Annotated in this window: 16 protein-coding genes; 5 read left to right on the top strand and 11 right to left on the bottom strand. The window is 67.1% G+C overall.

Going from position 1 to position 21,523, the window contains the following annotated elements; all coding sequences use genetic code 11:
* Nucleotides 1-27 precede the first annotated feature (27 nt).
* The 10 genes from BM360_RS07375 to BM360_RS07330 form a co-directional block, all read right to left on the bottom strand.
* Nucleotides 28-3,018 carry a TonB-dependent receptor plug domain-containing protein gene (locus BM360_RS07375; protein ID WP_093312910.1) on the bottom strand — a complete coding sequence of 997 codons (2,991 nt, stop codon included), beginning with the start codon at nt 3,016-3,018 and terminating at the stop codon, nt 28-30.
* A 189-nt stretch (nt 3,019-3,207) separates the two neighbouring features.
* A complete protein-coding gene (locus BM360_RS07370) occupies nt 3,208-4,047 on the bottom strand; it encodes an ABC transporter permease (RefSeq protein ID WP_093312908.1) in 840 nt (279 codons plus the stop codon).
* Complete coding sequence (locus BM360_RS07365) at nt 4,040-4,993, bottom strand: ABC transporter permease (RefSeq protein WP_093312906.1); 954 nt, start codon at nt 4,991-4,993, stop codon at nt 4,040-4,042. Before BM360_RS07365 ends, BM360_RS07370 begins: the two co-directional genes overlap by 8 nt.
* Entirely contained in the window at nt 4,990-6,612 is a 1,623-nt protein-coding gene (locus tag BM360_RS07360; protein ID WP_093312904.1) for a peptide ABC transporter substrate-binding protein, read from the bottom strand. Before BM360_RS07360 ends, BM360_RS07365 begins: the two co-directional genes overlap by 4 nt.
* Nucleotides 6,613-6,619: 7 nt before the next feature.
* Complete coding sequence (locus BM360_RS07355; protein ID WP_093312902.1) at nt 6,620-7,546, bottom strand: 2-hydroxyacid dehydrogenase; 927 nt, start codon at nt 7,544-7,546, stop codon at nt 6,620-6,622.
* Nucleotides 7,543-8,547 carry an ABC transporter ATP-binding protein gene (locus BM360_RS07350; protein ID WP_093312900.1) on the bottom strand — a complete coding sequence of 335 codons (1,005 nt, stop codon included), beginning with the start codon at nt 8,545-8,547 and terminating at the stop codon, nt 7,543-7,545. The genes BM360_RS07355 and BM360_RS07350 overlap by 4 nt, the downstream gene beginning before the upstream one ends.
* Complete coding sequence (locus BM360_RS07345) at nt 8,544-9,527, bottom strand: ABC transporter ATP-binding protein (RefSeq protein WP_165611229.1); 984 nt, start codon at nt 9,525-9,527, stop codon at nt 8,544-8,546. The genes BM360_RS07350 and BM360_RS07345 overlap by 4 nt, the downstream gene beginning before the upstream one ends.
* A complete protein-coding gene (locus tag BM360_RS07340) occupies nt 9,524-11,143 on the bottom strand; it encodes a DUF885 family protein (RefSeq protein ID WP_207544540.1) in 1,620 nt (539 codons plus the stop codon). Before BM360_RS07340 ends, BM360_RS07345 begins: the two co-directional genes overlap by 4 nt.
* Nucleotides 11,140-12,255 (bottom strand): Gfo/Idh/MocA family protein, encoded by a 1,116-nt coding sequence (locus BM360_RS07335; RefSeq protein ID WP_093312898.1) that lies wholly within the window; start codon nt 12,253-12,255, stop codon nt 11,140-11,142. The genes BM360_RS07340 and BM360_RS07335 overlap by 4 nt, the downstream gene beginning before the upstream one ends.
* Nucleotides 12,252-13,451, bottom strand: coding sequence for a hypothetical protein (locus tag BM360_RS07330; protein WP_093312896.1), 1,200 nt, complete (start codon nt 13,449-13,451; stop codon nt 12,252-12,254). The genes BM360_RS07335 and BM360_RS07330 overlap by 4 nt, the downstream gene beginning before the upstream one ends.
* 159 nt (nt 13,452-13,610) lie before the next feature.
* On the opposite strand from BM360_RS07330, the gene BM360_RS07325 reads away from it, so the two are divergent.
* On the top strand, nt 13,611-15,290 hold the full coding sequence (locus tag BM360_RS07325; protein ID WP_093313866.1) for a gamma-glutamyltransferase family protein: 1,680 nt from the start codon (nt 13,611-13,613) through the stop codon (nt 15,288-15,290).
* A 4-nt stretch (nt 15,291-15,294) separates the two neighbouring features.
* On the opposite strand, the gene gcvA is transcribed toward BM360_RS07325, so the two are convergent.
* Complete coding sequence (gene gcvA / locus BM360_RS07320) at nt 15,295-16,212, bottom strand: transcriptional regulator GcvA (RefSeq protein ID WP_093312894.1); 918 nt, start codon at nt 16,210-16,212, stop codon at nt 15,295-15,297.
* A gap of 96 nt (nt 16,213-16,308) precedes the next feature.
* On the opposite strand from gcvA, the gene BM360_RS07315 reads away from it, so the two are divergent.
* From BM360_RS07315 to BM360_RS07305, 4 genes are all read left to right on the top strand, one after another.
* On the top strand, nt 16,309-16,731 hold the full coding sequence (locus BM360_RS07315) for a VOC family protein (RefSeq protein WP_093312892.1): 423 nt from the start codon (nt 16,309-16,311) through the stop codon (nt 16,729-16,731).
* The gene (locus BM360_RS07310) at nt 16,728-17,804 is read left to right on the top strand and encodes a ketopantoate reductase family protein (RefSeq protein WP_093312890.1); all 1,077 of its coding nucleotides are present in this window, start codon (nt 16,728-16,730) and stop codon (nt 17,802-17,804) included. The genes BM360_RS07315 and BM360_RS07310 overlap by 4 nt, the downstream gene beginning before the upstream one ends.
* A 308-nt stretch (nt 17,805-18,112) precedes the next feature.
* The gene (locus BM360_RS19300; protein ID WP_131819211.1) at nt 18,113-18,445 is read left to right on the top strand and encodes a hypothetical protein; all 333 of its coding nucleotides are present in this window, start codon (nt 18,113-18,115) and stop codon (nt 18,443-18,445) included.
* Between the two features lie 748 nt (nt 18,446-19,193).
* The gene (locus tag BM360_RS07305) at nt 19,194-21,494 is read left to right on the top strand and encodes a TonB-dependent receptor (RefSeq protein ID WP_165611228.1); all 2,301 of its coding nucleotides are present in this window, start codon (nt 19,194-19,196) and stop codon (nt 21,492-21,494) included.
* The last annotated feature ends 29 nt before the right edge of the window (nt 21,495-21,523 follow it).

The following is a 21,523-nucleotide window of genomic DNA, read 5'->3' as shown; positions in this document are numbered from 1 at the left end:
CGGCGGCTAGAGGCGGCATGGCGGCGGTCAGAAGGTCAGCCGGCCGCCGAAGGCGAAGCGCCGACCCAGTGCGTCGTAGGTGGACGGGTAGGTGTTGCCGCTGCCGAACAGCACATTGCCGATGCTGCCGCCGACGATCGGCGGCTGCTTGTCGAACAGGTTCGTGACCGTGATCGTCAACTCCAGCTGCTCGGCGGCGCGGAACCGGATCGAGCTGTCGAAGATGTCGTAGCTCTTGATCCGTCCGAATGTGCCGAAAGCGGGGCCGTTCGCGAGAACATCGAGCGGCTCCTGCCGCACGGCATCGACATGGCGCCACAGCAGCGACACATCCGCCGGGCCGACCGTGACGGTCGTGCGCTGGTTCCACGAGAATTCCGGCTGGATCGAGCCCGAATAGCCGCAATTGGCGCTGTAGAAGCCGACGCACTCGCGATTGACCGAAATCGGCGTGGCGCGGAACTTGGAGCTGTTCGTCCAATTGCCCTGGAAGGACAGGTTGAGCAGCGCCGGCCCGAAATCGTGCCGCCAGTTGACGCCCAGATCGATGCCGTCCGTCGACAGGCGCCCAGCGTTCGAGCGGCCGAGCAGCACGCCGCCGGTGGTGCCAGCATCGCCGTCGAGCGCACCGGTGATCGGATTGCGCCGGATGCCGGTGCAGGCCGGATCGGTGGCGCTGGCGGCCGAGATGGCACCGAAGCAGGCGTTGATCGCATCCTGCGGCGTCGGGATCGTGATCGCGTCCTCGATCTTGATGTTGTAATAGTCGATCGTGACCGTCAGCGACGGCACGAAGGACGGGCGGATGACCGCGCCCAGCGTGTAGGTGGTCGCCTTCTCGGGCTTGAGCGCGAGGTTGCCGCCCGTCGTCTGGTTTGGCTGGCCAGCCGCCGGGTTCTGGATCACGCCGATAGCGAAGGCGGGAGCGCCCTGCGCGAGGCAGACCGCGCGCAGGGCCGCGTTGGTGGTCGGCGCGCGGCCGGCGCACGGATCGATGTTGAGCGAGCCGAGGCCGGTGGAGCTCGGCTGGAACAGCTCGCTGATGTTGGGTGCGCGGATGGCGCGCTGGTAGACGCCGCGGAACTTGATCGCGTCCACCGGCTGCCAGCTACCGCCCGCCTTCCACGTCGTCGTGTTGAACGAGGGCGAGCCCGGCGCCTTGATCGAGTAATGCGACTGGCGAATGCCGGCTTCCAGGGACAGCTCCTGGATGAACGGCTGGTTCTGGACGAGCGGGGCGATGATTTCGCCAAAGCCCTCGATCACGTCATAGCCGCCGGTGAACGGCGTGATCGCGCCGCCGCCGCCGCCCAGCTCGCTCGGGTTGCGGGCGAGTGCATCGGCTTCCTGCGCGGCCTTGTACTTGCGATATTCGCCGCCGATCGCGAAGCTGACCGGGCGCTCGGCGAGCGGGCTGGACAGGCCGACCGAACCGTTGATCTGGCCGCGCACCTGCGTCAGCGACGAGGTGATGCGGCTGGTGGCGGGAACGCGCAGGCCGGCGGCTTGTGCCTCGGTGATGGCGCCCGCATTGCCGAAGATGTTCAGCGGCACGCAGCCCGCGGTGCCGCTCAGGCAGTTGTTCGGGTTGGTCGCCAGCAGTGCATCGCGCACCCGAGTCAGGCTGACATAATTGTCCTGACCGTGGAAGTTCTCGCTTTCGCCATAGCTGCCCGACACATCGAAGCTGATGTCGGAGCTGATCTTGCCGCGCACGCCACCGCGAATGTCGAACAACTGGGTCTCGTAGACGTCGATACGCGGGCCGACGTCGGTGGTGCGGATGCGCAGCTGGGTGGTGAAGGTGCGGTAATTCGGATCATTGGGGCTGGTCGCGACGGCCCCTGCCGCGCACTGCGCGGGGGTCAGCGTCTGGATGCCCGCCAGATTGGGGTTGAAGTCGTTATTGGCGCAGAAAGAAGCGCGTGCCGCAGCCGGGAGATAAGGGTTGGACAGCGGCAGCGTCACCAGCGCACCGAAGACGCCAGATGGCGCGACGATCGTGCTGACCGTATTCTTGGAGTACATGCCGCGGCCATACAGCTCGACATCGTCCGCGACTTCGTAATGGGCAGCCGAATAGACGTTGTACCGTTTGAACGGAGTCTGGAAGACGTTGTAGGGATTGTAGTTGAACGGCTGGTAGGGCGTAACCAGAGCGCCGGTGGCGACGTTCAGCTGCTGCGTACCCAGCGCCCCGACGCTGAACGAAGACGGCAGCGACGTGGAGGAGCCACCCGGCCGGCCGGTATAGCTGTCGATCTGCGTGGCGGAGAAACCGCGCGCGCCCTGATAAACGGGATCCGACTTCTGATAGCCGAACGACAGCACCGCATTGCCCTTGCCGTCGGCGAAGTCGCTGCCCAGCGTCACGTCCCCGCGGAAATAGGCGCCGTCGCCGCGCTCGGTGATCTGCTTGGAGGCGGCGATCTCGGCGCCGGTAAAGTTGGACCGGGTGATGAAGTTGACCACGCCGGTGATCGCGTCCGCGCCATAGGTGGTGGACGCGCCGCCGGTCAGCGTATCGACCCGCTCGACCAGCGCGAGTGGGATGTTGTTGAGGTCGACGCGGCCGAGCAGGTCGGCCGGCGCGATGCGGTTGCCGTCGAGCAGCACGACGTTGCGGAAATTGCCGAGGCCCCGCAGGTCGGCGTAGAAGGAGCCGGCACCGCCATTGTTCACCGCCGAGCCGACGCTCGGCACCGCACCAGGCAGGGTGCGCAGGATCTCCTCCGCGGTGTTCGACTGGCGCAGCCGGATCTCGTCGCGGCCGACCACCTGCACGGGGGCGGAGGCGACCGCGTTCGGATCGCGGATCAGCGTGCCGGTGACGACGATCTCGCCCGTGCTGCTCTCGGCCACAGGCGAGTTCTCCGGCGCCTGGATGCCGGGGGCGGGGGAGGTCGCGTCCGCCGCGGTTCCGGGGGCGCTATCGGTCTGCGCCCAGGCCGGGCTGGCGAGGGCGCTTGAGACCAGCAGACTGGTCGCCAGCAGCGTGCAACGAAGTCGAGCAGACATGACTTTCCCCTTGTCAGAATCAACGCTGAAGTCGGATTCCCGCGGGCTCCCCGGCGCGCGTGCCCGGCTTGGCCGGTGCTATATGACAAACCTATGTCTAGGCTTCGGCGCTGAACAGGGACTTCGTGGCTCGTCGCAGCGTCGAAAGAATTCTGTCGATATGAGTTCAGCGCATAGTAGCGGTGGAGGTCAGAGGCCGCTGCCTCGCACGCGCAGGCCATCGCCGACGAGGTTCACTGCGACGACGCTCAGCAGGATGAGCGCGCCGGGCGGGATCGACATCCACGGCGCGCTGACCAGCCACGGTGCCGCCTCGTTCAGCAGATTTCCCCAGGTCGGCACCGGCGGCTGGATGCCGAAGCCGAGGAACGACAGCGCCGATTCCAGCATGATCGCGCCGCCGACCGCGATGGTGGCGGAGACGGCGATGGCGGGCACTGCATTCGGCAGCACGTGCCGCGCGATGATCCGCGCCGATCCTGCACCCAGCGTCTGTGCCGCCGCGACATAATCCAGCTTGCGGATGCTCCGCACGTGCGAGCGCACCAGCCGCGCCGCGCCTGGCCAGATCAAAGTGGCGATCAGCAGCACCAGCAACGTGGGGGCAGGCCGGATCAGCCCGGCGATGACCAGCACCAGCGGCAGCGCAGGAATGGACAGCATGACATCGGTGAAGCGCATCAGCAGCTGATCGATCCAGCCGCCGAAATAGCCCGCCAGCGCGCCGATCAGCGTGCCCGCCCCCGTCGCCACTGCCGCGCCCGCCAACCCGACGGCGAGCGAGATGCGGCCACCATAAAGCAGGCGCGTCAACACATCGCGGCCAAGCTCGTCCGTGCCCAGCCAATGAGACAAGGACGGCGGCCGCGGCTGGCCGAGCAGCGCCAGCGCCTGTTCGTCATAGCCATATGGCGACAGCCATGGGCCGGCCACGACGGCAAAGGCGATGATGGCGAGCAGCGTCAGCCCCGCGGTGACGCCATCGATGCGGCGTCGGCGGGGATGGAGCGAGGCGCGGGGCTCAGCCATCACGCAGCCGCGGGTCAAGCACCGCCTGAACAAGGTCGGCCATGATGTTGGCGAGGACGACGGCGGCGGAGCCCATCAGCAGCACGCCCATCAGCACCGGATAGTCGCGCCCGTCCATGCTCTGCACAAACAGGCTGCCAATGCCGGGCCAGGCGAACACCGCCTCGGTGATGACCGCGCCGGAGACGAGCCCGGCGAGATCGAGCGCGATGACGCTGATCGCCGGCACGATGGCGTTCCGCAAACCGTGACGGAGCAGCACCGTCCGCTCGGACATGCCCTTGGCATAGGCGGTGCGGATATAGTCGCGACTGAGCACGTCGATCATCCCTGCGCGAATGTAGCGCGTCCAGCTGGCGGCATTGACGATGGCGAGAACCGTCGCCGGCAGGGCCAGGTGCGCCAGCCGATCGCCGAACGAGGAGGCACCGATCGTCTCCATGCCGGCCGAGGGCAGCCAGCCGAGCCGGACCGCAAAGGCATATTGCAGCACCAGCGCCAGCCAGAAGGACGGTAGCGACAACCCACCGAGCGTCAGCGCATCGATCACGCGATCCACCCACCGCCCCGCCCGCGCGGCCGCCAGCGTCCCCAACGCCACCGCCAGCACGAAGGCGAGCGCTGCCGCCGCCCCTGCCAGCATCAAGGTTGGCCCGAGCCGCTCCGCCACTTCGGTCAGAACAGGGCGGCCGGTGCGGATCGAATAGCCCCAATCCCCCGCCACAGTCGCCTTCAGCCACATGGCATATTGCACCGGCAGCGGCTCTTTCAGCCCGTAGGCTTCCGCCAGACGTTCCAGCGCAGCGGGTGTCACCGAAGGATTGTCGGCATAGACGTCGAGCGGCCCGCCGGGCGCGAGATGGACGACGGCGAACAGGATCAGCGAAATGCCGAGCAGCAGCGGCACCGCGGCGGCAAGGCGGCCGAGCAGCAGCCGCGCGCTCATGCCTGCCACCGCCAGAAGGCGCAGCCGACGAATGGCGTCATGTTCGTCGGGTTGGGCGTGAAGCCGGCCAGCCCCGCGCGCTTGGTCACGACGGCGACGTTGCTGGTAATCGGAATGCTCGGCAGATCGTGGAGCAGGATGCGCTGCATGGCGAAGCCTTGACAGCGCCGTTCCGCGGGATCGAGCGTGCCCTCCATTGCCTGGAGGATCCGATCCAGCGCCGGATTGCTGTATTTCTGCCCGTTATTCGATCCCTTTGTCGCGTAGAAGCGACTGTAGATCGGGTCAGCGCCGGTCACCCAATTGGCGTAGTTCAGATCATATTGTCCGGTGTAGCGAGCCTGCCGGTAGGCGACGCCGGTGCGATTGTCGGCGAAGGCATCGATCCCGATCGCCTTCAGCTGCGCGATGATGACCTGCTGCGCAAGCTCGTCATTCCCCTTGCCCGACTGGACGAGGAAGCGGAAGGCGAGCCGGTCCGCCCCCCGCTGGCGCACCCCGTCCGAGCCCGGCCTGAAACCGGCTTCATCGAGCAGGCGACGTGCTGTCGCGGGATCAAAGGCGGGTGCGCGCACGCTTGGATCGAAGAAGTCGAACACCGGCACGACGGGCGACTGGATCGGGATCGGGAAGCCGCCCTGGGCGCGCACCAGTGGCTCGCGATCGATCGCATGGGCGATGGCGAGGCGCAGCCGGCGATCGGCAAGCAATGGATTGCGCATGTTGAAGTCGAGATGCTGCCACGACAGCAAGGGCGCGCGCAGCAGTTCCACCCCCGGCATGCCGCGCATCTGCTTGGCCTGATCGTAGGGCGTCTGCGTCACCAGATCGAGTTCGCCCGAGCGGATCTGCGTCATCAAAGTGTTGGAGTTCGGGATGATCTTGAAGATCAGCCGATCGAGGTAGGGCAGGCGCCGTCCGCTCGCATCGCGGCGCCAATAGTTCGGAAACCGCTCGGTCAGCACATACTGGCCGCGCTTGAATGCCGTCACCCGGAACGGGCCGGTGCCGATCGGCCGCTCGTTATACGGTGCGGTATTGAGGTCCACGCCCTCGAGCAGATGGCGGGGCAGGATGCCGAAGGTGAACAAGGTCGTGGCGAAGGTGGGGCTGACCCGGCCATAACGGCAGATGACGGTCAGCGGATCGGGCGTCTCGATCGCCACGATCTCATCGGTGCCGTCCTTCGATTCCGCGATGAAGGCGGGGTTCTTCACCGCGCGCCAGGTGAATTCGACATCGGCGGAGGTGAATGGCTGACCATCGTGCCACAGCACGCCGGGGCGCAGCTTGTAGGTGATCGTCATGCCCTTGCCGCCGTCGGTCAGTTGGATGCCGCCATTGGCGAGTGTCGGCACCTCGGTAGCGAGGACGGGGACGTAGCGGGCATGTTCGTCGGGCGCGAGCAGGCCCTCGACCACCGCCGCCTCGACATCGCCGAGGAAGCCCGTCGAATAGACATTCAGCGTATCGAGATCGTAGGTCAGCCCGACGACGAGCGTATTGTCCCGTCCGCGCCGCGCCGGCCCGCAGCCGGTGAGCGCGAGCGCCCCGGTGCCGCCGATGCCCGCCAGCAGCGCGCGGCGGCTCCAACAGGCAGGATCGGCGCGGCCCCCCATCGCGCGGTCAGTAACCGAGTGCGGGATCGACGACGTTGGCGGGCGTCTCGCCCCGCTCCCACGCGCGGACGCTCTCCGCCATCACCGCGACGGAGGTGGAAACGTGCGTCGGTGCCGCGACATGCGGGCTGACCAGCACGTCCTCACGCGCCCAATAGGGATCGTCGGCGGGCAGCGGCTCGGTGCGGAACACGTCGAGCGCGGCGGCGCTGAGTTGGCCTGAGTCGAGCGCGGTGAGCACGTCGGCATCGACCATCGTCGCGCCGCGCCCGCCATTGACCAGCAGCGCGCCCGGCGCCAGCTGCGCGAGCAGGGCCGCGTCGACCACGTTCAGCGTCTGTGCGGTCGAGGGCAGCAGGTTGACGAGGATGTCCGCGCCCGCTGCCGCCTCCGCCAGCCCGCCCTCACCTGCGAAGCACTCGATGCCGGGTAGGGTGCGAGGCGATCGGCTCCATGCGCGGGTGCGGAAGCCGAACGAGGCGAGCATCGTCGCTACCGGTCCGCCCAGCGCGCCCGCGCCCAGCACCGTCACTGTCCGCTCGCGCGCCAGCTTCTCCGCAGCCGGCGCCCACCGCCGCTCGACCTGCTTGTCGCGATAGGCGAACAGGTTGCGGTGCCACGCCAGCACGTGCGCCGACACCCATTCCACCATGCCTTCGACCAGCCCGGGATCGACCATGCGGACGATCGGCACGCCCGGGGGAACTTCTCCGGAGGCGAGCAGATGCTCGACGCCTGCATTGAGGCTCAGTACCAGTTCGAGGCCCGGTATGGAGGCGAGCAGGCCCGGCTCGGGCCGGCCGACCACCGCATAGGCCACCGCGCCGCCATCCGACGGCAATGCCGTGACGATCTCATGCTCCGGCAGTTCGGCCCGGAAACAGGTGGCGAACGCCTCGGCATTGGCACGCGCGGCAACAAGCAGCCTCTTCACGACGGGACAAACTCCTGATGGTTGGCGGACGTCAGCTCGTCCTGGCGGATGCAGGCGGCGCGGTGACCCTCGGCCGGGCCTTCGAGCGGCGGCACGACTTCGGCGCAGCGTGCGATTGCGTGGGGGCAGCGCGTGCGGAAGACGCAGCCGGAGGGCGGTGCCATCGGGCTCGGCGGATCGCCGCGAAGCGGAGCCGTGGCGGTGGAGCGTTGTGCGGGATCGATCGCCGGCGCGGCGTCGATCAGCGCGCGCGTATAAGGATGGCGGGGGGCAGCGAAGATGGCGTCCACCGGCCCGCTCTCCATCACGCGGCCGAGATAAAGCACCACCACCCGATCGCAGAAGTAGCCGACGAGCGAGAGGTCGTGCGACACGAACAGCATGGCAAGGCCAAGCTCGTCCCGCAGATCGGACAGGAGATTGACGATGCCCGCCTGCACCGACACGTCGAGCGCGGACACCGCCTCGTCCGCGACGATCAGCGCAGGCTCGACCGCCAGCGCGCGGGCAATCCCAACGCGCTGACGCTGTCCGCCCGAGAGCATCCGCGGGTAACGCGCAGCGGCGGAGGCGGGCAGGCCCACGCGCTCCAGCAAGGCGGCGACGCGCGCCGGCCGCTCCTCACGCGTGCCGATGCCATGAAGGGCCAGCGCCTCGGCGATGGCGGCGCCCACCGTCATGCTGGGATTGAGGCTGGAGGTCGGATCCTGGAACACGGCCTGCAGCCGCCGCCTGACCGCACGCATTTGCTTCGGCGGCGCGCCGACCAGCGGCGTGCCCTCGAAGTGGATGCTGCCTTCGGTCGGCCGGATCAGCCCGAGAATGGCGCGGCCGAGCGTCGTCTTGCCCGATCCGGATTCCCCGACGATGCCGACGATCTCGCCGCTGTCGACGTGCAGTGCCACGTCGCTCAGCGCGCGCACCGGCGGCGCCTTGACCCAGCCCTGCCGCTGGCCGCGAAAGTCGACCGTCAGGCCGGCCACGTCGAGCAGGCGGCTCATAGCTCCGCCCAGCGCAGGCAGCGCGACGCGCGATCGGGCGTAACGGGGAAGAAGGGGATGGGCGCCTCGTCGCACGGCTCGATGCGCAGCGCGCAGCGCGGGCCGAAGGCGCAGCCCGGCGGCGGGCGCGTAATGTCGATCACCTGGCCCGGCATGGTCCGCAGCCGCCGTTCCCCTCGCGCGGCCGGCACGGGCAGGCTCTCCAGCAGCCCGCGCGTATAGGGGTGGCGCGTGTGACCGAACAGTTCGGCGGTCCGCGCTTGCTCGACGATCCGGCCACCGTACATGACGGCGACCCGGTCGGCGATCTCGGCCACGACCGCCAGGCTGTGGGTGATGAACAGGACCGCCATGCCGCGCTCGCGCCGCAGTCGCGCGAGCAGGCGGAGGATCTGCGCCTGCACGGTCACGTCGAGGGCGGTGGTCGGCTCGTCGGCGATCAGGATGCGCGGCTGGCAGGCGAGCGCCATGGCGATCACCACGCGCTGCCGCATGCCGCCCGACAGCTCATGAGGGTAAGCGCGCGCGCGGCGCTCGGGATCGGGGATCTCGACCTCGGCCAACGCTTCGATCACGGCCGCCTGCACCTGCGCGCGGCTGCCGCCACGATGGCGGCGCACCGCCTCGCCAATCTGCGCGCCCACCGTCTGCACGGGGTTGAGGCAGGTCATCGGCTCCTGGAAGATCATCGCGATCTGCCCGCCGCGCACCGCGCCCATCGCGCGCGACGATAAGGCCAGCAGATCGCCGACACCCTCCAGCCGCACCTCCCCGCCGACCCGCGCATTCCGTGCGAGCAGGCCCATGATCGCGAGGTTCGTCACCGACTTGCCCGAGCCGCTCTCACCCACCAGCGCGAACGTCTCGCCGGGCGTCAGCGTCAGATCGATGCCATGCAGCGCGCGGATCGTGCCGCCGTCCGCAGCGGCGAAATCCACGGTCAGGCCGCGCACGTCGAGGATCGGCGCGGCCGCGCTCACCCCAGCTTGCCCGCGAGCGCCATTTCATCGCCTGCCCAGGCGATCGGGACGTGGCCGTAGCCGATCAGCGTGTCGTGGAAGGCGCGCGTGTCGCCCGTCCAGCGGCGGCGCAGGTCGAGGATCGCCTCGGTGCCCAGCCAGTACATCAGGCGCGTGCCGGGCAGCATGACGTTGCGCGTCACCTCCGCCTCCACGCGTGCGGGCGCGAAGCCGGCTTCGTCGCGGTAGAAGGCGGCGGCTTCGGCGAGTGTCCACTCGCCGGTGTGCAGGCGGATGTCGACCAGCACGCTCGCGGCGTTGCGGCGCTGCTGCTGGACGAGGAACATCTCCTCCAGCTCGGAATAGAAGCCCGGTGCCTCGCGCAGCAGATCCTGCACATAGCAGGCCCAGCCCTCCACCATCGTGCCCGACGACAGGAAAGCGAGGCCAAGCGCGCAATCGGTGCCGCCGACGCGCGCGAGCGTCGAGGCCGCAGCGCGCGCGCGGGCATTCTGCGTGTGATGGCCGATGCTGCCGTGATGGACGGCATGGATCACCTTGACCGCGGTCTCGGAATTGGCGCGCAGATAGGCCTGAACTTCACCCCCGGATGCAAGCGGCGTGATCCAATAGGGACTGCCGCTGCCCGCCGCGCCCGCCGGGGGCGAACGATAGGGCAGAAAATAAAGGGGTCCGGCGACGTCGATGAAGTCCGGCGACAGCCAGCGATAGTCGAGGCCATATTCGTCCGCGGGCGTGACAAGTCTGTCCGCAGCCCGGCGCGCGCGCGTGTCCAGCGTGCGGCAGAGATCCAGCACAGCATCGGGCGAAGCGGGCGTCTGCTCGCTCAACTCGGCCACCTGCGCCTGCCAGCTGCGCGCCGGATCGCGGCGGCGGGCGCGTTCGACAAGCTCATCGCCCAGCGTGTCGAACGCGGCCTGCGCACGGCGGAGCGCCTCGTCCATGCCGAAGTCGAAGCCGTGCGCGTCGCGCATCAGCAACTCGATATGGTCCCGCCCCGCCGCACTCGGCGCATCTGGCAGATCGGCGAGCGCGGCGTCGAACGCCTCGAAGGCAGTGGCCGCGCGCTCGGCCGGCATCGCCCACGCCGAGTCATAATCGGGGTGCAGGCGCAGGCCGTTCCGCAGGAAGGCCGCCGTAGCGCGGGCCTCTCGCCCCGCGCGGGCGGCAAGCGCGGCGGGCGCCGCGGCGGTGCGCAGCCTGGTACGGCCGTCCGCCAGGAAGTCGGACAGCGCATCGAGCCGAGCTCGAACGGCATCGGCCGGGGTAGGGCGGCCGCTCGGCAGAAGCAGGCCGATGATCGCGAAGGCGGCCTCGCCGGTATACCAAGCCGGGTTGGCGAAGCGCGGCAGCCGGTCGAGCGCAGCCTCCGTCAGCGACAGCTGTGAGGCGGTGATCCGCCGGTCAAGTCTCGCACCCGTCCCGTCCGCCCCGCCGGCGCTGTCCAGCAGCGCCCGCAGCCGTGCGATGCCGGCGCGCTCCGCCCCTTCGGTGCCGGCAGCGGTCGGCGGCAGCCGGTGATCGTGGCCCGGCAGCCCCATGAAGCTCAGGTCAACGGGGCGGTATTCGGCGTGATGCTCCAGATAGGCGGCGGCGATCGGATCGGGCGTGGTCACCGTGCCTCCCCGACCGTCACCCAGCGGCGCTCCGCCTGCGCGAGGATGATTGCATCGACGATCTCCTGGCTCTTCGCGCCATCGAAGAAGGTGCATTCTTCCGGCCGGTCCTCGAGGATCTCGTCGGTGAAGAAGCGGATGAGGTTGCGATAGTAGAGCTCGGGCCAGGGCGTCGCGAGCGTGGTGCCGGGCGGCAGCACATCATCGCCCAGCTCGACCGGCTTGAACTCGACCGAGTCCGCCGATGCGCGCTTCAGCGTCTCCGCCACGCCGAACTCGGAGATCAGCCGCGCCACTGCCGCGCCTTTCGAGCCGTAGACGCGGATCTCGACACCCGGATAATTGCCGACGGCGACATAGCTCGTCTGCAGCATGCCCTGCGTGCCGCCCTGATATTCGACCAGCGCGACCGTGCCGTCCTCGACCTTGAAGCGCTGCCGCCCCTCCAGCCCGCGGACGAGCCGCTCGGGCACGTAATTGCTCATCGTGCTGACGACCGAGCCGAACTCGCCGCCGATCCAGCGCATCAGGTCGATCAGGTGCGAGCCGTAGCCGACGATGGAGGCCGGGATCAGCTTGTCGCGCGGCGAGCGGACATCGAACTGGCGCAGCTCGAAATCGGGATCGAGGAATTGCGAATTCTGCTCGAAGCCGTGGATGTGGAAGATCTCGCCCAGCTCGCCCGAGGCGACCCACTCCTTCAGCCGCCGGATGGCGGGCGAGTAGCGGAAGGTGAAGCCGAGCTTGGTGCGCACGCCCATCGCCTTGGCGCGGGCGGCGGCGTCGAACGCCGGCGCGGCCTCCGTGTGCAGCGGCTTTTCCGACAGGACGTGCTTGCCCGCAGCGATCGCATCGAGGCTGAGCGGCAGGTGCGTGGCGGTGGGCGTGCACACGTCGATCATGCGGATCGACGGATCGGCCAGCATCTCGCGATGATCGGTGTAGACGCGGCCCGCCCCGAACTTGGCCGCCGCCGCTTCCGCCCGCGCGCGATCAGTGTCGCAGATGGCGGCCAGCTCGACCCGCTCGTGCGCGGCATAGGCGGGCAGGTGCGCCTTGTCCGCCCACGCATGCGCGCCGATCAGGCCGACCTTCAGCTTCTCGCCGCTCATGCCGCGGCCTTCGCGTCGATCGGGAACATCTCCAGGCTCTCCGGACTGTGGACCTGCGCGTAGAGGTGGTGGAGGAAAGCGGGGCGCTGCGCCTCGCTCACCGCCTCCCGCACCCGGCGCACGCTCTCGTTGCCGGCGAAGTAGGAAGGCACAAACGGACCGCGGAACGGGTGGCTGGCCATGCGCAGGCGGCCCTGAACCCAGGCTTCCTGCCCGCAACCGACCGTGCGCATGTAATCGGCGACGGTGTCGGCGGCTTCGCCCTCCTGCATCAGGCGCCATGCGGCGGTGGTCTGCACCGCGCTCTTCAGCGAGCGAAGCGCGAGGTGGAGCGCGTCGTCATCGTCCTCGATCCAGTCGATCAGCTCGACGCCCTGGTCGCCAATGCCCTCCTGCACGCAGCCGGTGACCGCGTTGGCGGTGCAGAGCAGCGCGTCGGCAGGCGAGCGGCCGGCGGCGGCTTCCGCGCGGGTGTAGAGGAGCTGGGTCGCGTGGCCGGGATAGACTTCGTGCGCGACGAGATGCTTCAGCGCGGCGCGGCTGAAGGCGTTGTCGACATTCAGATCCATGCGCCGGTCGATGAAGCCGCAACGCGCGGTGAACGGCACGCCACGCAGCGGTTTGAGCTGCATGTCGTAGTCGGCGGTGTCGAAGATCATGTCGGCGGTGCGCTGCTTGGCGATCGCCATCAGTTCGCGGAACGTTCCTTCCAGCTTTTCGGACGGCACGGCGCGCGCCTCTTCCCACGCCTCGGTGCGGGCGCGGAGATCGCCCCGGACGAAGCCGGCAGCGGTCAGCCGGCTGTCGAGCTCGTCCGACAGTTCGGCAATGCGCGCCTCCGGCGTCGGTGCGGCTTCGGCGCCGACGAGATCGCGGACCTTCTCGGCATAGCTCAGCTGCTCGCCGGAGAAGAGCCGCGCCGCCGTCCTGACCGAGCGGATCATGCCCTGAAGGAATACGCCCCGCGCGTCGTCCGCGGTCACGTCGGGGCGGGTGGCGAGTGCGTCGAGATCGCCGAACACCTCTTCCCACGCGGCGTAGCTGCGCGGCTCGACCAGATCGTCACCGATATAGATGGGCACCAGGCCCTCGCCGTCGAGCAGGCTGTCGCCCTTTGCATGGTCCCGCTCGAAGCGGTCGATGCCCATCGTGACGGCGGTCAGTTCGGTTCCGGTATCGCTGCTGCTGGCGCTCATCGTCGTCCCGTATCGGTCTGTTCGGGGCAAGCTTATGGCCGGGGTGCGCCGTCAACCAGCGTAAATTTTGCGGCGCAGCGCACAGAAAACTCATGTCCGGTGAACTTTTCCGGCTCTGGTCATGCCGCTGCGGCTGCCGCCATCCTGCGGCGCATGAACATGTCCGATCCTCTTGCCCGCTACCTCCGCGATCCCGGCCCAAAGCGTACGGTGCGGGGCGTCTCCGCCGCGTGCAGCAGCGACAATGCGATCGTCACCGAGGTAATCCTCGATACCATGCGGCGGGGCGGCAACGCCATCGATGCAGCAATTGCGGGCTGCATGGTGCAGGCGACGGTCGAACCGTTCATGACCAATCATACCGGCACGATCAGCCTGCTTTACCGCGAGGCAGCAACCGGGCAATTCCACCAGTTGCACAGTGCCGGCACCTTCCCGACCGGTCTCGCGCCGTTCCGCCCGATCCCGAAGATGTCGACCGGCTATGCCCGCATGCCACCGGCGGCGGTCATCCCCGGCTTCATGCCCGGCCTGCAGGCGATGCATGCCCGCTTCGGCAGCGCGCGCTGGTCAAGTCTGGTCGAGCCGGCGATCCGCTGGGCGGAGGACGGGCATGTCGTCTCATCCTTCGAATATGCGGTGACCGTGTCCGAGCAGGACTTCATCACCTATTTTCCCGAGGGTCGCCGCTTCTACATGCCGGGCGGCTATTATCCCGCCGTGGGCACGCGCTTCCGCAATCCGGCACTGGCCGAAACGCTGCGCGGGGTGGCGGCGGACGGGCCGGACCACATGATCCAAGGGGCGTGGGCGCAGGCGTTCGTCGCGCATGCCAACGCGATGGGCTGGCCGATCGAGCTTCGCCACATGACCGAGAACCCGCCGCGCTGGATCGAGCCGCTGCGCATCGCCCATGCCGGGCACGAGATCGTCGCGCTCGCCCCGCCCGAGCAGCAGGGTGCGTTCCTTTCGATGGTGCTAAGCATTCTCGAGCAGCTCGACATCCGCTCGATGGAGCCGGGCTCCGCCGAGCATCTCTTCGCCATGGCACATGCGCTGCGCCTCGGTCTCTATTTCTGCGGCTTCACCGGCGATCCGACCGTGGCGCCTTATGCGACCGACCAGCTGCTCGACGGCGACTTTCACCGCAGCCTCGCCCGGCTGATCCGCGGCATGCGGCCGAGCCACGATCTGACCGAGCATCTCCGCCTCGTCCGCAAGCCCGGCGCGCGACTGGACGAGCATGGCCTCGCTGGCATCCCGTCGCTCGATGCGCAAACCAAGCAGCCGTCCGGCAGCTGCGAACTCAGCATCGTCGATGCGGAGGGCAATTGGGTGCAAATGATGAACACGCTGCAATCGGGCGGCATCCCCGGTGCGGTCGTAGGCGGCGTGCCGATGGTGGGCAGCCACGCCAGCTTCGCCGGCGTCAGCGGGCATTTCGACATCAAGCTGGTGCCGGGCGCGCGGCTGCGCACCATTGTCGGCAACACGTTCGTGCTGCAGGATGGCGCGCCGCTCTATGCGCTCGGCACGCCGGGCAACGTCTTCTGCACGGTGCCGCAGGTGCTGGCCAACCTGCTCGATTTCGGCATGGATCCTTACGACGCCATCTCCGCCCCGCGAATGCTGCAACTGGCCGAGGATGGCGGCCTCGTGATCGAGGACCGGATCTCAGCCGATACGCTCGACGGGTTGCAGCGGCTGGGCATTCCGGTGTCCGTCATGCCCGCTTATGACTGGCACATGGGCTCGTTCCAGATGTGCTACCGCGACGCGGACGGCGCGCTGTGCGCGACCGCGGACCCGCGCCGCTGCGGCGAGGCGGACGGCTTCTGATCGGCTAGGCCGCATCCAGCGGGGTGGTGACGGCGCTTTCCTCCAGCAGCCAATCGCGGAAGGCGCGGATCTTGGTCAATTCCTTTCGCGCCGCCGGGCAGATCAGGTAATAGCCGCCCTCGTACACCGTCGTCTGCGCAAGCGGCGCCACCAGTGCGCCAGTGCGCAGTTCGTCGGCGATCAGGAAACGCGGCAGGAGCGCGACGCCAAGCCCCGCGACCGCCGCCTGGATGAGCATGAAGAAATGCTCGAAGCTAGGCCCCACCGCGGGATCGGCATCGTCGATGCGCGCTTCCGCCAGCCATTGCGACCAGGCCTGCGGGCGGGTGGTGTGCTGGAGCAGCACGAAATGACGCAGCTCCTCCGGGCTGGTCAGCGCCCTGTCGCCCGCGCGCAGATCGGGGCTGCACACGACCACCATCTCCTCGCTGAGGCCGAGGCGGTATGACACGGCATCCGGCCATTGGCCGCTGCCGAAGCGAATCGCCACATCGATGCCCTGCATGCCGAAATCGACCGCGCCATCGCCGGCATTGAGGTTGAGCGTGATCTTGGGATGCGCCTTTGAAAAGCGCGACAGGCGCGGGATCAGCCACCGCGTGCCGAAGGTGGGCAGCACGCCGACGCGCAGCACGCCGCCGCCACGCTCATAGGCCATCGCCTGGAGGGTGGCGAACTCCATGCGGTCGAGCGCGTCCTTCAGCTCCGCCGCATAGATGCGACCCTCGTCGGTCAGCTCCAGCCGGCCACGCGTCCGCACGAACAGCGATCCGCCGACATATTCCTCGAGGATGCGGACCTGCCGGCTTGCCGCGCTCTGCGTGACGTTCAGCTCGCCCGCGGCTTCCGTGAAGCTCATGCAGCGCGCCACCGCCTCGAACGTGCGGAGCGCCGTCAGCGAGGGGAGGAGGCGGCGGCGCATCGGTGCGTAAAAGTCATGGCTCAAGACTTTTAGAGCGTCTTTGGTCGCGGGCGCAATGCGCTAAACGGCCAGCATCATTTCTGTTCAGAGACGAGCATGACGCCCTTTCACCTCGCCTTCCGCGTCGACGATATCGAATCCACGCGAACTTTCTATGCAGAGCTACTCGGCTGCACCACCGGGCGCGAGGCGCCGAACTGGATTGATTTCGACTTTTTCGGTCACCAGATTTCCGCGCATATCGGCCCGAGGCCGGAAACTGAGCTGACGACGCTGGTCGCCGGCAAGACGGTGCCGCTCGCCCACTTTGGCGCGGTGCTCGGCTGGGACGAGTGGCATGCGCTGGCCGACCGGCTGCGCGAGCGTACGGCGGATTTCGTTCTCGCACCGCAACACCGCTTCGTCGGCGCGCCGGGTGAGCAGGCCACCTTCTTCGTGCGCGATCCTTCGGGCAATGCGCTCGAGTTCAAGGCGTTCCGCCATGCCGGCGCGATGTTCGAGACGGGGGATGCGGCGTGAAGATCACGATCATCGGGGCGGGCGCAATCGGGGGGCTGGCCGGCGCGTTCATGTCGCAGGCGGGGCACGTCGTGGTGCTGGTTGATCGCTGGGCCGAGCATGTCGACGCGATCAAGCGGGATGGCCTGCGCATCGACGGCGTGCGCGGCGACTTGCATCTGCGCGTTCCCGCCGCGCACCCGCACGAGCTGACCGGCCCGTTGGAGGCGGTGCTGATCGCCACCAAGTCGCAGCACACTGGCGAGGCGCTGCGCGAGTTGATCCCCCTGTTCGGGCCGGACACGTTCGTGGTCTCGTTCCAGAACGGCTTCAACGAGCCGCTGATCGCCGACATGCTGGCCGAAGCGGGGCTTGGCGGCATGGAGCGGGTGATCGGCTCCATTCCCAATTATGGCGGCGCGCTGGTCGATCCCGGTCATATCGAGTTCGTCCACGAAGGCCCGATCCAGCTTGGCGAGATGCAGGGCGCGGCGACGCCACGCCTGGCCGAGCTGGCCGACAAGCTGTCTTCGCTGACGGAGGTGCAGGTCTCCGACAACATCTGGGGACAGATCTGGGCCAAGGAGGTCTATTCGGTCCAGGTCGTGTTTTCCGCGCTGGCGGACGCTCGCATCCACGAGACCCTGGGCAATCCACGTTACGCGCGCATCGCGGGCGCCGTTGTGCGCGAAGCGCTGGGCATTGCGGTGGCCAATGGCATCACCGTCGAGAAGTTCGACTTCTTCGACCCCGCCAATTACCGGCCGCAGACGCCGGCCGACACGCAGAAGCTGATCGACAACATCAACCATGCCATCTGGCTGCTGAAGAAGGACCAGAAGCCGCAGCACGACTTCAAGAAAAAGGGCTCGGGCATCTGGTGGGACATCGTCTACCGCAAGCGCCCGTCCGAAGTCCGCTCATCCGTGGGCAAGCTGGTCGACTATGGCAATGCGGTCGGTGCCGACACGCGGCTGACAGCCAGGCTCTGCTCCATGATCTACGAGATCGAGGAGGGGCAGCGTCCGCTCGGCTTCGACAATTTCGAGGAGCTCGGGGCCTTTGTCGAGGCGCAAGACCTGGCGCTGCCCTGATCGGCAGGAAGGCGGCCGTGCGGCGATCCTGTGGCCGATCTAATCCGCTCCTCGGGTGCTGACGTCCGCTCGCTATCACTTTGAATATTAGAGGACGGCCGATCTAGCTTGCTGATAGCGGCCGTGCCGGCGGGGTGATCGAGCGGCCGGAGTTGGGGAACGGGGAGGGCCCATCGAATGGCCGAACCTGAGTCTGCTCAAGCCTCGATCGGCTCGGCTAGTTGACGTCCTGCGGCTCCGGCTAGGGAAGCGGCTGCGGCAGATCGGACACGTCGGAAACAGCCAACTGGTGCTACTCCGTCATCCGCGTGCGCCGGATCAGCGTCAGCGCGCCGGCAATCAGCCTGATGCCCGGAGGCAAAAACGTACAGTATTTCGGCAATGTACTCGAGGATATTGGTTCTGGTGCAGCGATGCAGGTGGCCTTGTCGGTTGTGCGAATGCCCGCCGGTGTGTTTGGCTGGGGCGGTGCTGCGGGAACGGGCATGTGGGTCGAACCGATCAATCGACTTCATATCGTTCTGACGACCCAGTATATGCCCGCCGAAATCAACTCCACACTGCGTGAGGATCCAGCTTCCGCCGTTTACGCGAACTTGGGCCTCTGGCCTTCGGGTGAAAGAATTCTGCCGGCGGCGTGAGCGCGATAGGCGCAGAGCTCAGAATGCCTGTTGCGGTGTGGCTTAGCGCCAAGTTCGTGTTAGCGGCGCATGCTCTATTTAGTTCGAACAATACCCGCATTGGTGGCGTGGGCGAGCTGCTGCGCACGCGGTAGGTCGCCAACGAGACGGCATGCGGCTGAGTCGAAGGATTGGGAGGTCTCCTGCATCGCCGATTGAAGTGGGCCAAGGGGCGGGAGACGTGGTGCCACGAGGCAGTTTGCGGAACGATGACGCGGGATGCGGAGTCAACGCACCGTCTGAATGTGATAGTGTCGGCTAGATATCGATGGTTGATTGCGTACAGTGCGGAAACACTCAAATGAACTAAGAGCAAAAGTTGGGTAATGCTGCTCGGTCTCTGCTCACGAGCATTTAAATGCCTCGATTTAAACTATGCAGAGCCGCAAGAATCCTATCATTGCCGCCGAGCGGCGTCGCCATTAGCCGTAACTCTACCAGCATGGTTGAGTAGAGTTACGGCACCAACCGCGTCCCTGAAGCGGAGCGGGAGCACGCTCTATATCGCTCGGCCAGGCTCAAAATAGAGCGACAGGGACGACAGAACGTGACTTTGCCGGCCATTCTCCGCGGCGCAAGCCTGCTTCCTCTGATTAGCGCGCCGGCTGCGGCTGCATCCGTCGATCTCGCAAATGCACCCGCTGCCGCAGTGTCGGCGTCCGCCGCGGCCGCCGATAACGCCATCGCCAACGCGCCTGGCGACACCGGAGTGGTCGAGATCATCGTCGAGGCGCAGCGCCGGTCCGAGCGCGCATCCGAAGTGCCGCTGGCGCTGTCGGTGCTGGGCAGCGAGACCCTGCTCGCCTCGGACCAGATCCGCACCACCAACGACGTGCTCCAGTTCGTCCCGAACGCGCAGGCCGCACAGCCGCATGGCCCCTCACGCGCGCGATGGTTCATCCGCGGCATCGGCACCAACAATACCGGCAACAACACGATCAACCCCGTCGGCATCTATTATGACGATGTCTACATCTCGGACATCTCGAACCAAGGCTATCCCGTGTTCGATCTCGAGCGCGTCGAGGTGCTGAACGGGCCGCAGGGCACTTTGTGGGGCAAGAATTCGAACGCGGGCGCGATTAACTACGTCTCCAAGAAGCCGACCTTTGAGGGTGAGGGCTATGCCCAGCTCGAATATGGCTCGTATAGCGAGAAACGGCTGGAGGCGGCGTTTGGCGGACCGCTGCTGGGTGACAAGATCGCCGGCCGCGCGGCTTTCTACTATAATGACTGGGATAGCTGGCAGAAAAACCGCTACACCGGCCGCCGTCACCCCGGTGCGACCGAGGTCGCCGGGCGCGTGCAGCTGCTGCTGAAGCCCAGCGAGACGCTTTCAATTCTGCTGAACGCGCATGCCCGCGACTATTCGGGGCCGCAGCAGGGCACCAATTTCTCGCCCTCCACGGTCACCACCAACACCACGGCGGCGTTCCGCTCCATCTTCCCCAACGGCTATGCGAGGGGTCGGCGTAACGAGACGTTCACCCCCGATATCGAGCCCGAGGAGATCAAGGCTCGCGGCACCAATGCCAAGCTGACGTGGGACGGGGAGGTGGCGACGATCACATCGATCACGGCCTACGAGCAGAACAAGCTGGAGCAGGATACGGGTGCCGGCGTCGCGATCCCACAGAACAGCCGCTTCTACGGCAGCGGCGGGCCGTATCAACTCAACGCGATCACGGGCAGGAGCTGGCAAGTCAGCGAGGAGTTGCGCATCGCCTCCGCCGGGGAAACGCGCTTTACGTGGCTGGCAGGCCTTTATGCGTTCAAGGGCGTGCTGGAGAATGACAGCGTCACCGCCAATTACGTCCGCGGCGATCCCGGCAGCGCGACTTCGACCAGCAATGCCTGGGGTGCAGGGCCGCAATTCACCGACTCGTCTTACAAGCACCGGATCGAAAACCTCGCCTTCTTCGGCAATCTCGGCTACCGCATCAGCGATGCCATCCGCATCAGCGGCGGAGCGCGCTGGTCGACCGAGAAGAGCCGGTTCGACTGGCTTTATGGCGCGGCGAACATCGCGGGCACCGGCGCGACGTTCATCCCCAATCTGCCGCAGGTGAATATCGAACTCTACCGCCCGCGCGATCTGATCTTCGCCGAACAGGCGCGGCAGAAGACCAACGCCTGGACTTACGACATCACGCCCGAATATATACTCAGCCCGCAGGCCCGCGCCTATTTCCGTTATGCGCACGGCGTGCTGCCGGGTGGTTATACCAGTACTGGCAACGTGTTGATCCCGAGCACCAGCACGGGAACGGTCGACCTGCCGCTCGCCGCGACGGGCGTTCGCCCGGCGACGTTGCGGGCGAACCAGATCTTCGTGCTCAACCCCGAGAAGATCGACGCGTACGAGATCGGTCTCAAGACCAACCTGTTCAACCGCCGTCTCGCCGTCGATCTGTCGGCCTTTTGGTACGATTACGCCAATCTCGTCGTGAACGTGCCCACGCAGATCGATCCGCTTCCTAACAATGCGATCGTGTTGTTCCGGAATGCAGGTGCAGCGGAGATCAAGGGCGTCGAGCTGCGTGTGAATGCCGCGCCGCTGCGCGGCCTCTCAATATCGGGCTCATTCGGCTATCTCGATGCCGAATATACCAAGGATTTCGGCCAGACCGCGACGATCTTGGGCGCGCGCCCGCCTCGTACCTCCAAATTCACCGCCAGCGCCTCGGCCAGTTATACGCATGACCTGCCGAAAGGCAGCCTGACCTTTCTGGTAGACGCCAACTGGCGCTCCAAATTCTTTTTCTATCCGACCATCGCGTCGCAGATCACCGCTTACGATCCCGTCCTGTCGCAGGGCGCCTATGCGCTGGCCAATGCCCGGATCAGCTGGTCGGTCGATGACAGCGATCGGCTTGCCTTCGCGGTGTCCGTTCAGAACATCACCGACAAGACGTATCAGACGCACGCGCAGCCCATCACCAGCGGGTTCAGCAATCAGATCTACGGCCGCCCGCGCAGCTTTCTTGCCTCGGTAGTCGGGCGTTTCTGATGCGAAACGACCGTGAACGTGCGGCTCCC

The organism is Sphingomonas jatrophae (assembly GCF_900113315.1).
Taxonomy (GTDB): Bacteria; Pseudomonadota; Alphaproteobacteria; order Sphingomonadales; family Sphingomonadaceae; genus Sphingomonas_P; species Sphingomonas_P jatrophae.
Note: the sequence above shows the minus strand (reverse complement) of the source record. Positions and strands in the feature narration are given on the sequence as shown.

Excerpts from the sequence above, each read along its gene's own strand:
- BM360_RS07360 (WP_093312904.1), bottom strand. The coding sequence starts at position 6,612 with ATGGGGGGCCGCGCCGATCCTGCCTGTTGGAGCCGCCGCGCGCTGCTG.
- BM360_RS07365 (WP_093312906.1), bottom strand. The coding sequence starts at position 4,993 with ATGAGCGCGCGGCTGCTGCTCGGCCGCCTTGCCGCCGCGGTGCCGCTG.
- BM360_RS07315 (WP_093312892.1), top strand. The coding sequence starts at position 16,309 with ATGACGCCCTTTCACCTCGCCTTCCGCGTCGACGATATCGAATCCACG.
- BM360_RS07330 (WP_093312896.1), bottom strand. The coding sequence starts at position 13,451 with ATGAGCGCCAGCAGCAGCGATACCGGAACCGAACTGACCGCCGTCACG.
- BM360_RS07325 (WP_093313866.1), top strand. The coding sequence starts at position 13,611 with ATGTCCGATCCTCTTGCCCGCTACCTCCGCGATCCCGGCCCAAAGCGT.
- BM360_RS07370 (WP_093312908.1), bottom strand. The coding sequence starts at position 4,047 with ATGGCTGAGCCCCGCGCCTCGCTCCATCCCCGCCGACGCCGCATCGAT.
- BM360_RS07375 (WP_093312910.1), bottom strand. The coding sequence starts at position 3,018 with ATGTCTGCTCGACTTCGTTGCACGCTGCTGGCGACCAGTCTGCTGGTC.
- BM360_RS07335 (WP_093312898.1), bottom strand. The coding sequence starts at position 12,255 with ATGAGCGGCGAGAAGCTGAAGGTCGGCCTGATCGGCGCGCATGCGTGG.
- BM360_RS07350 (WP_093312900.1), bottom strand. The coding sequence starts at position 8,547 with ATGAGCCGCCTGCTCGACGTGGCCGGCCTGACGGTCGACTTTCGCGGC.
- gcvA (WP_093312894.1), bottom strand. The coding sequence starts at position 16,212 with ATGCGCCGCCGCCTCCTCCCCTCGCTGACGGCGCTCCGCACGTTCGAG.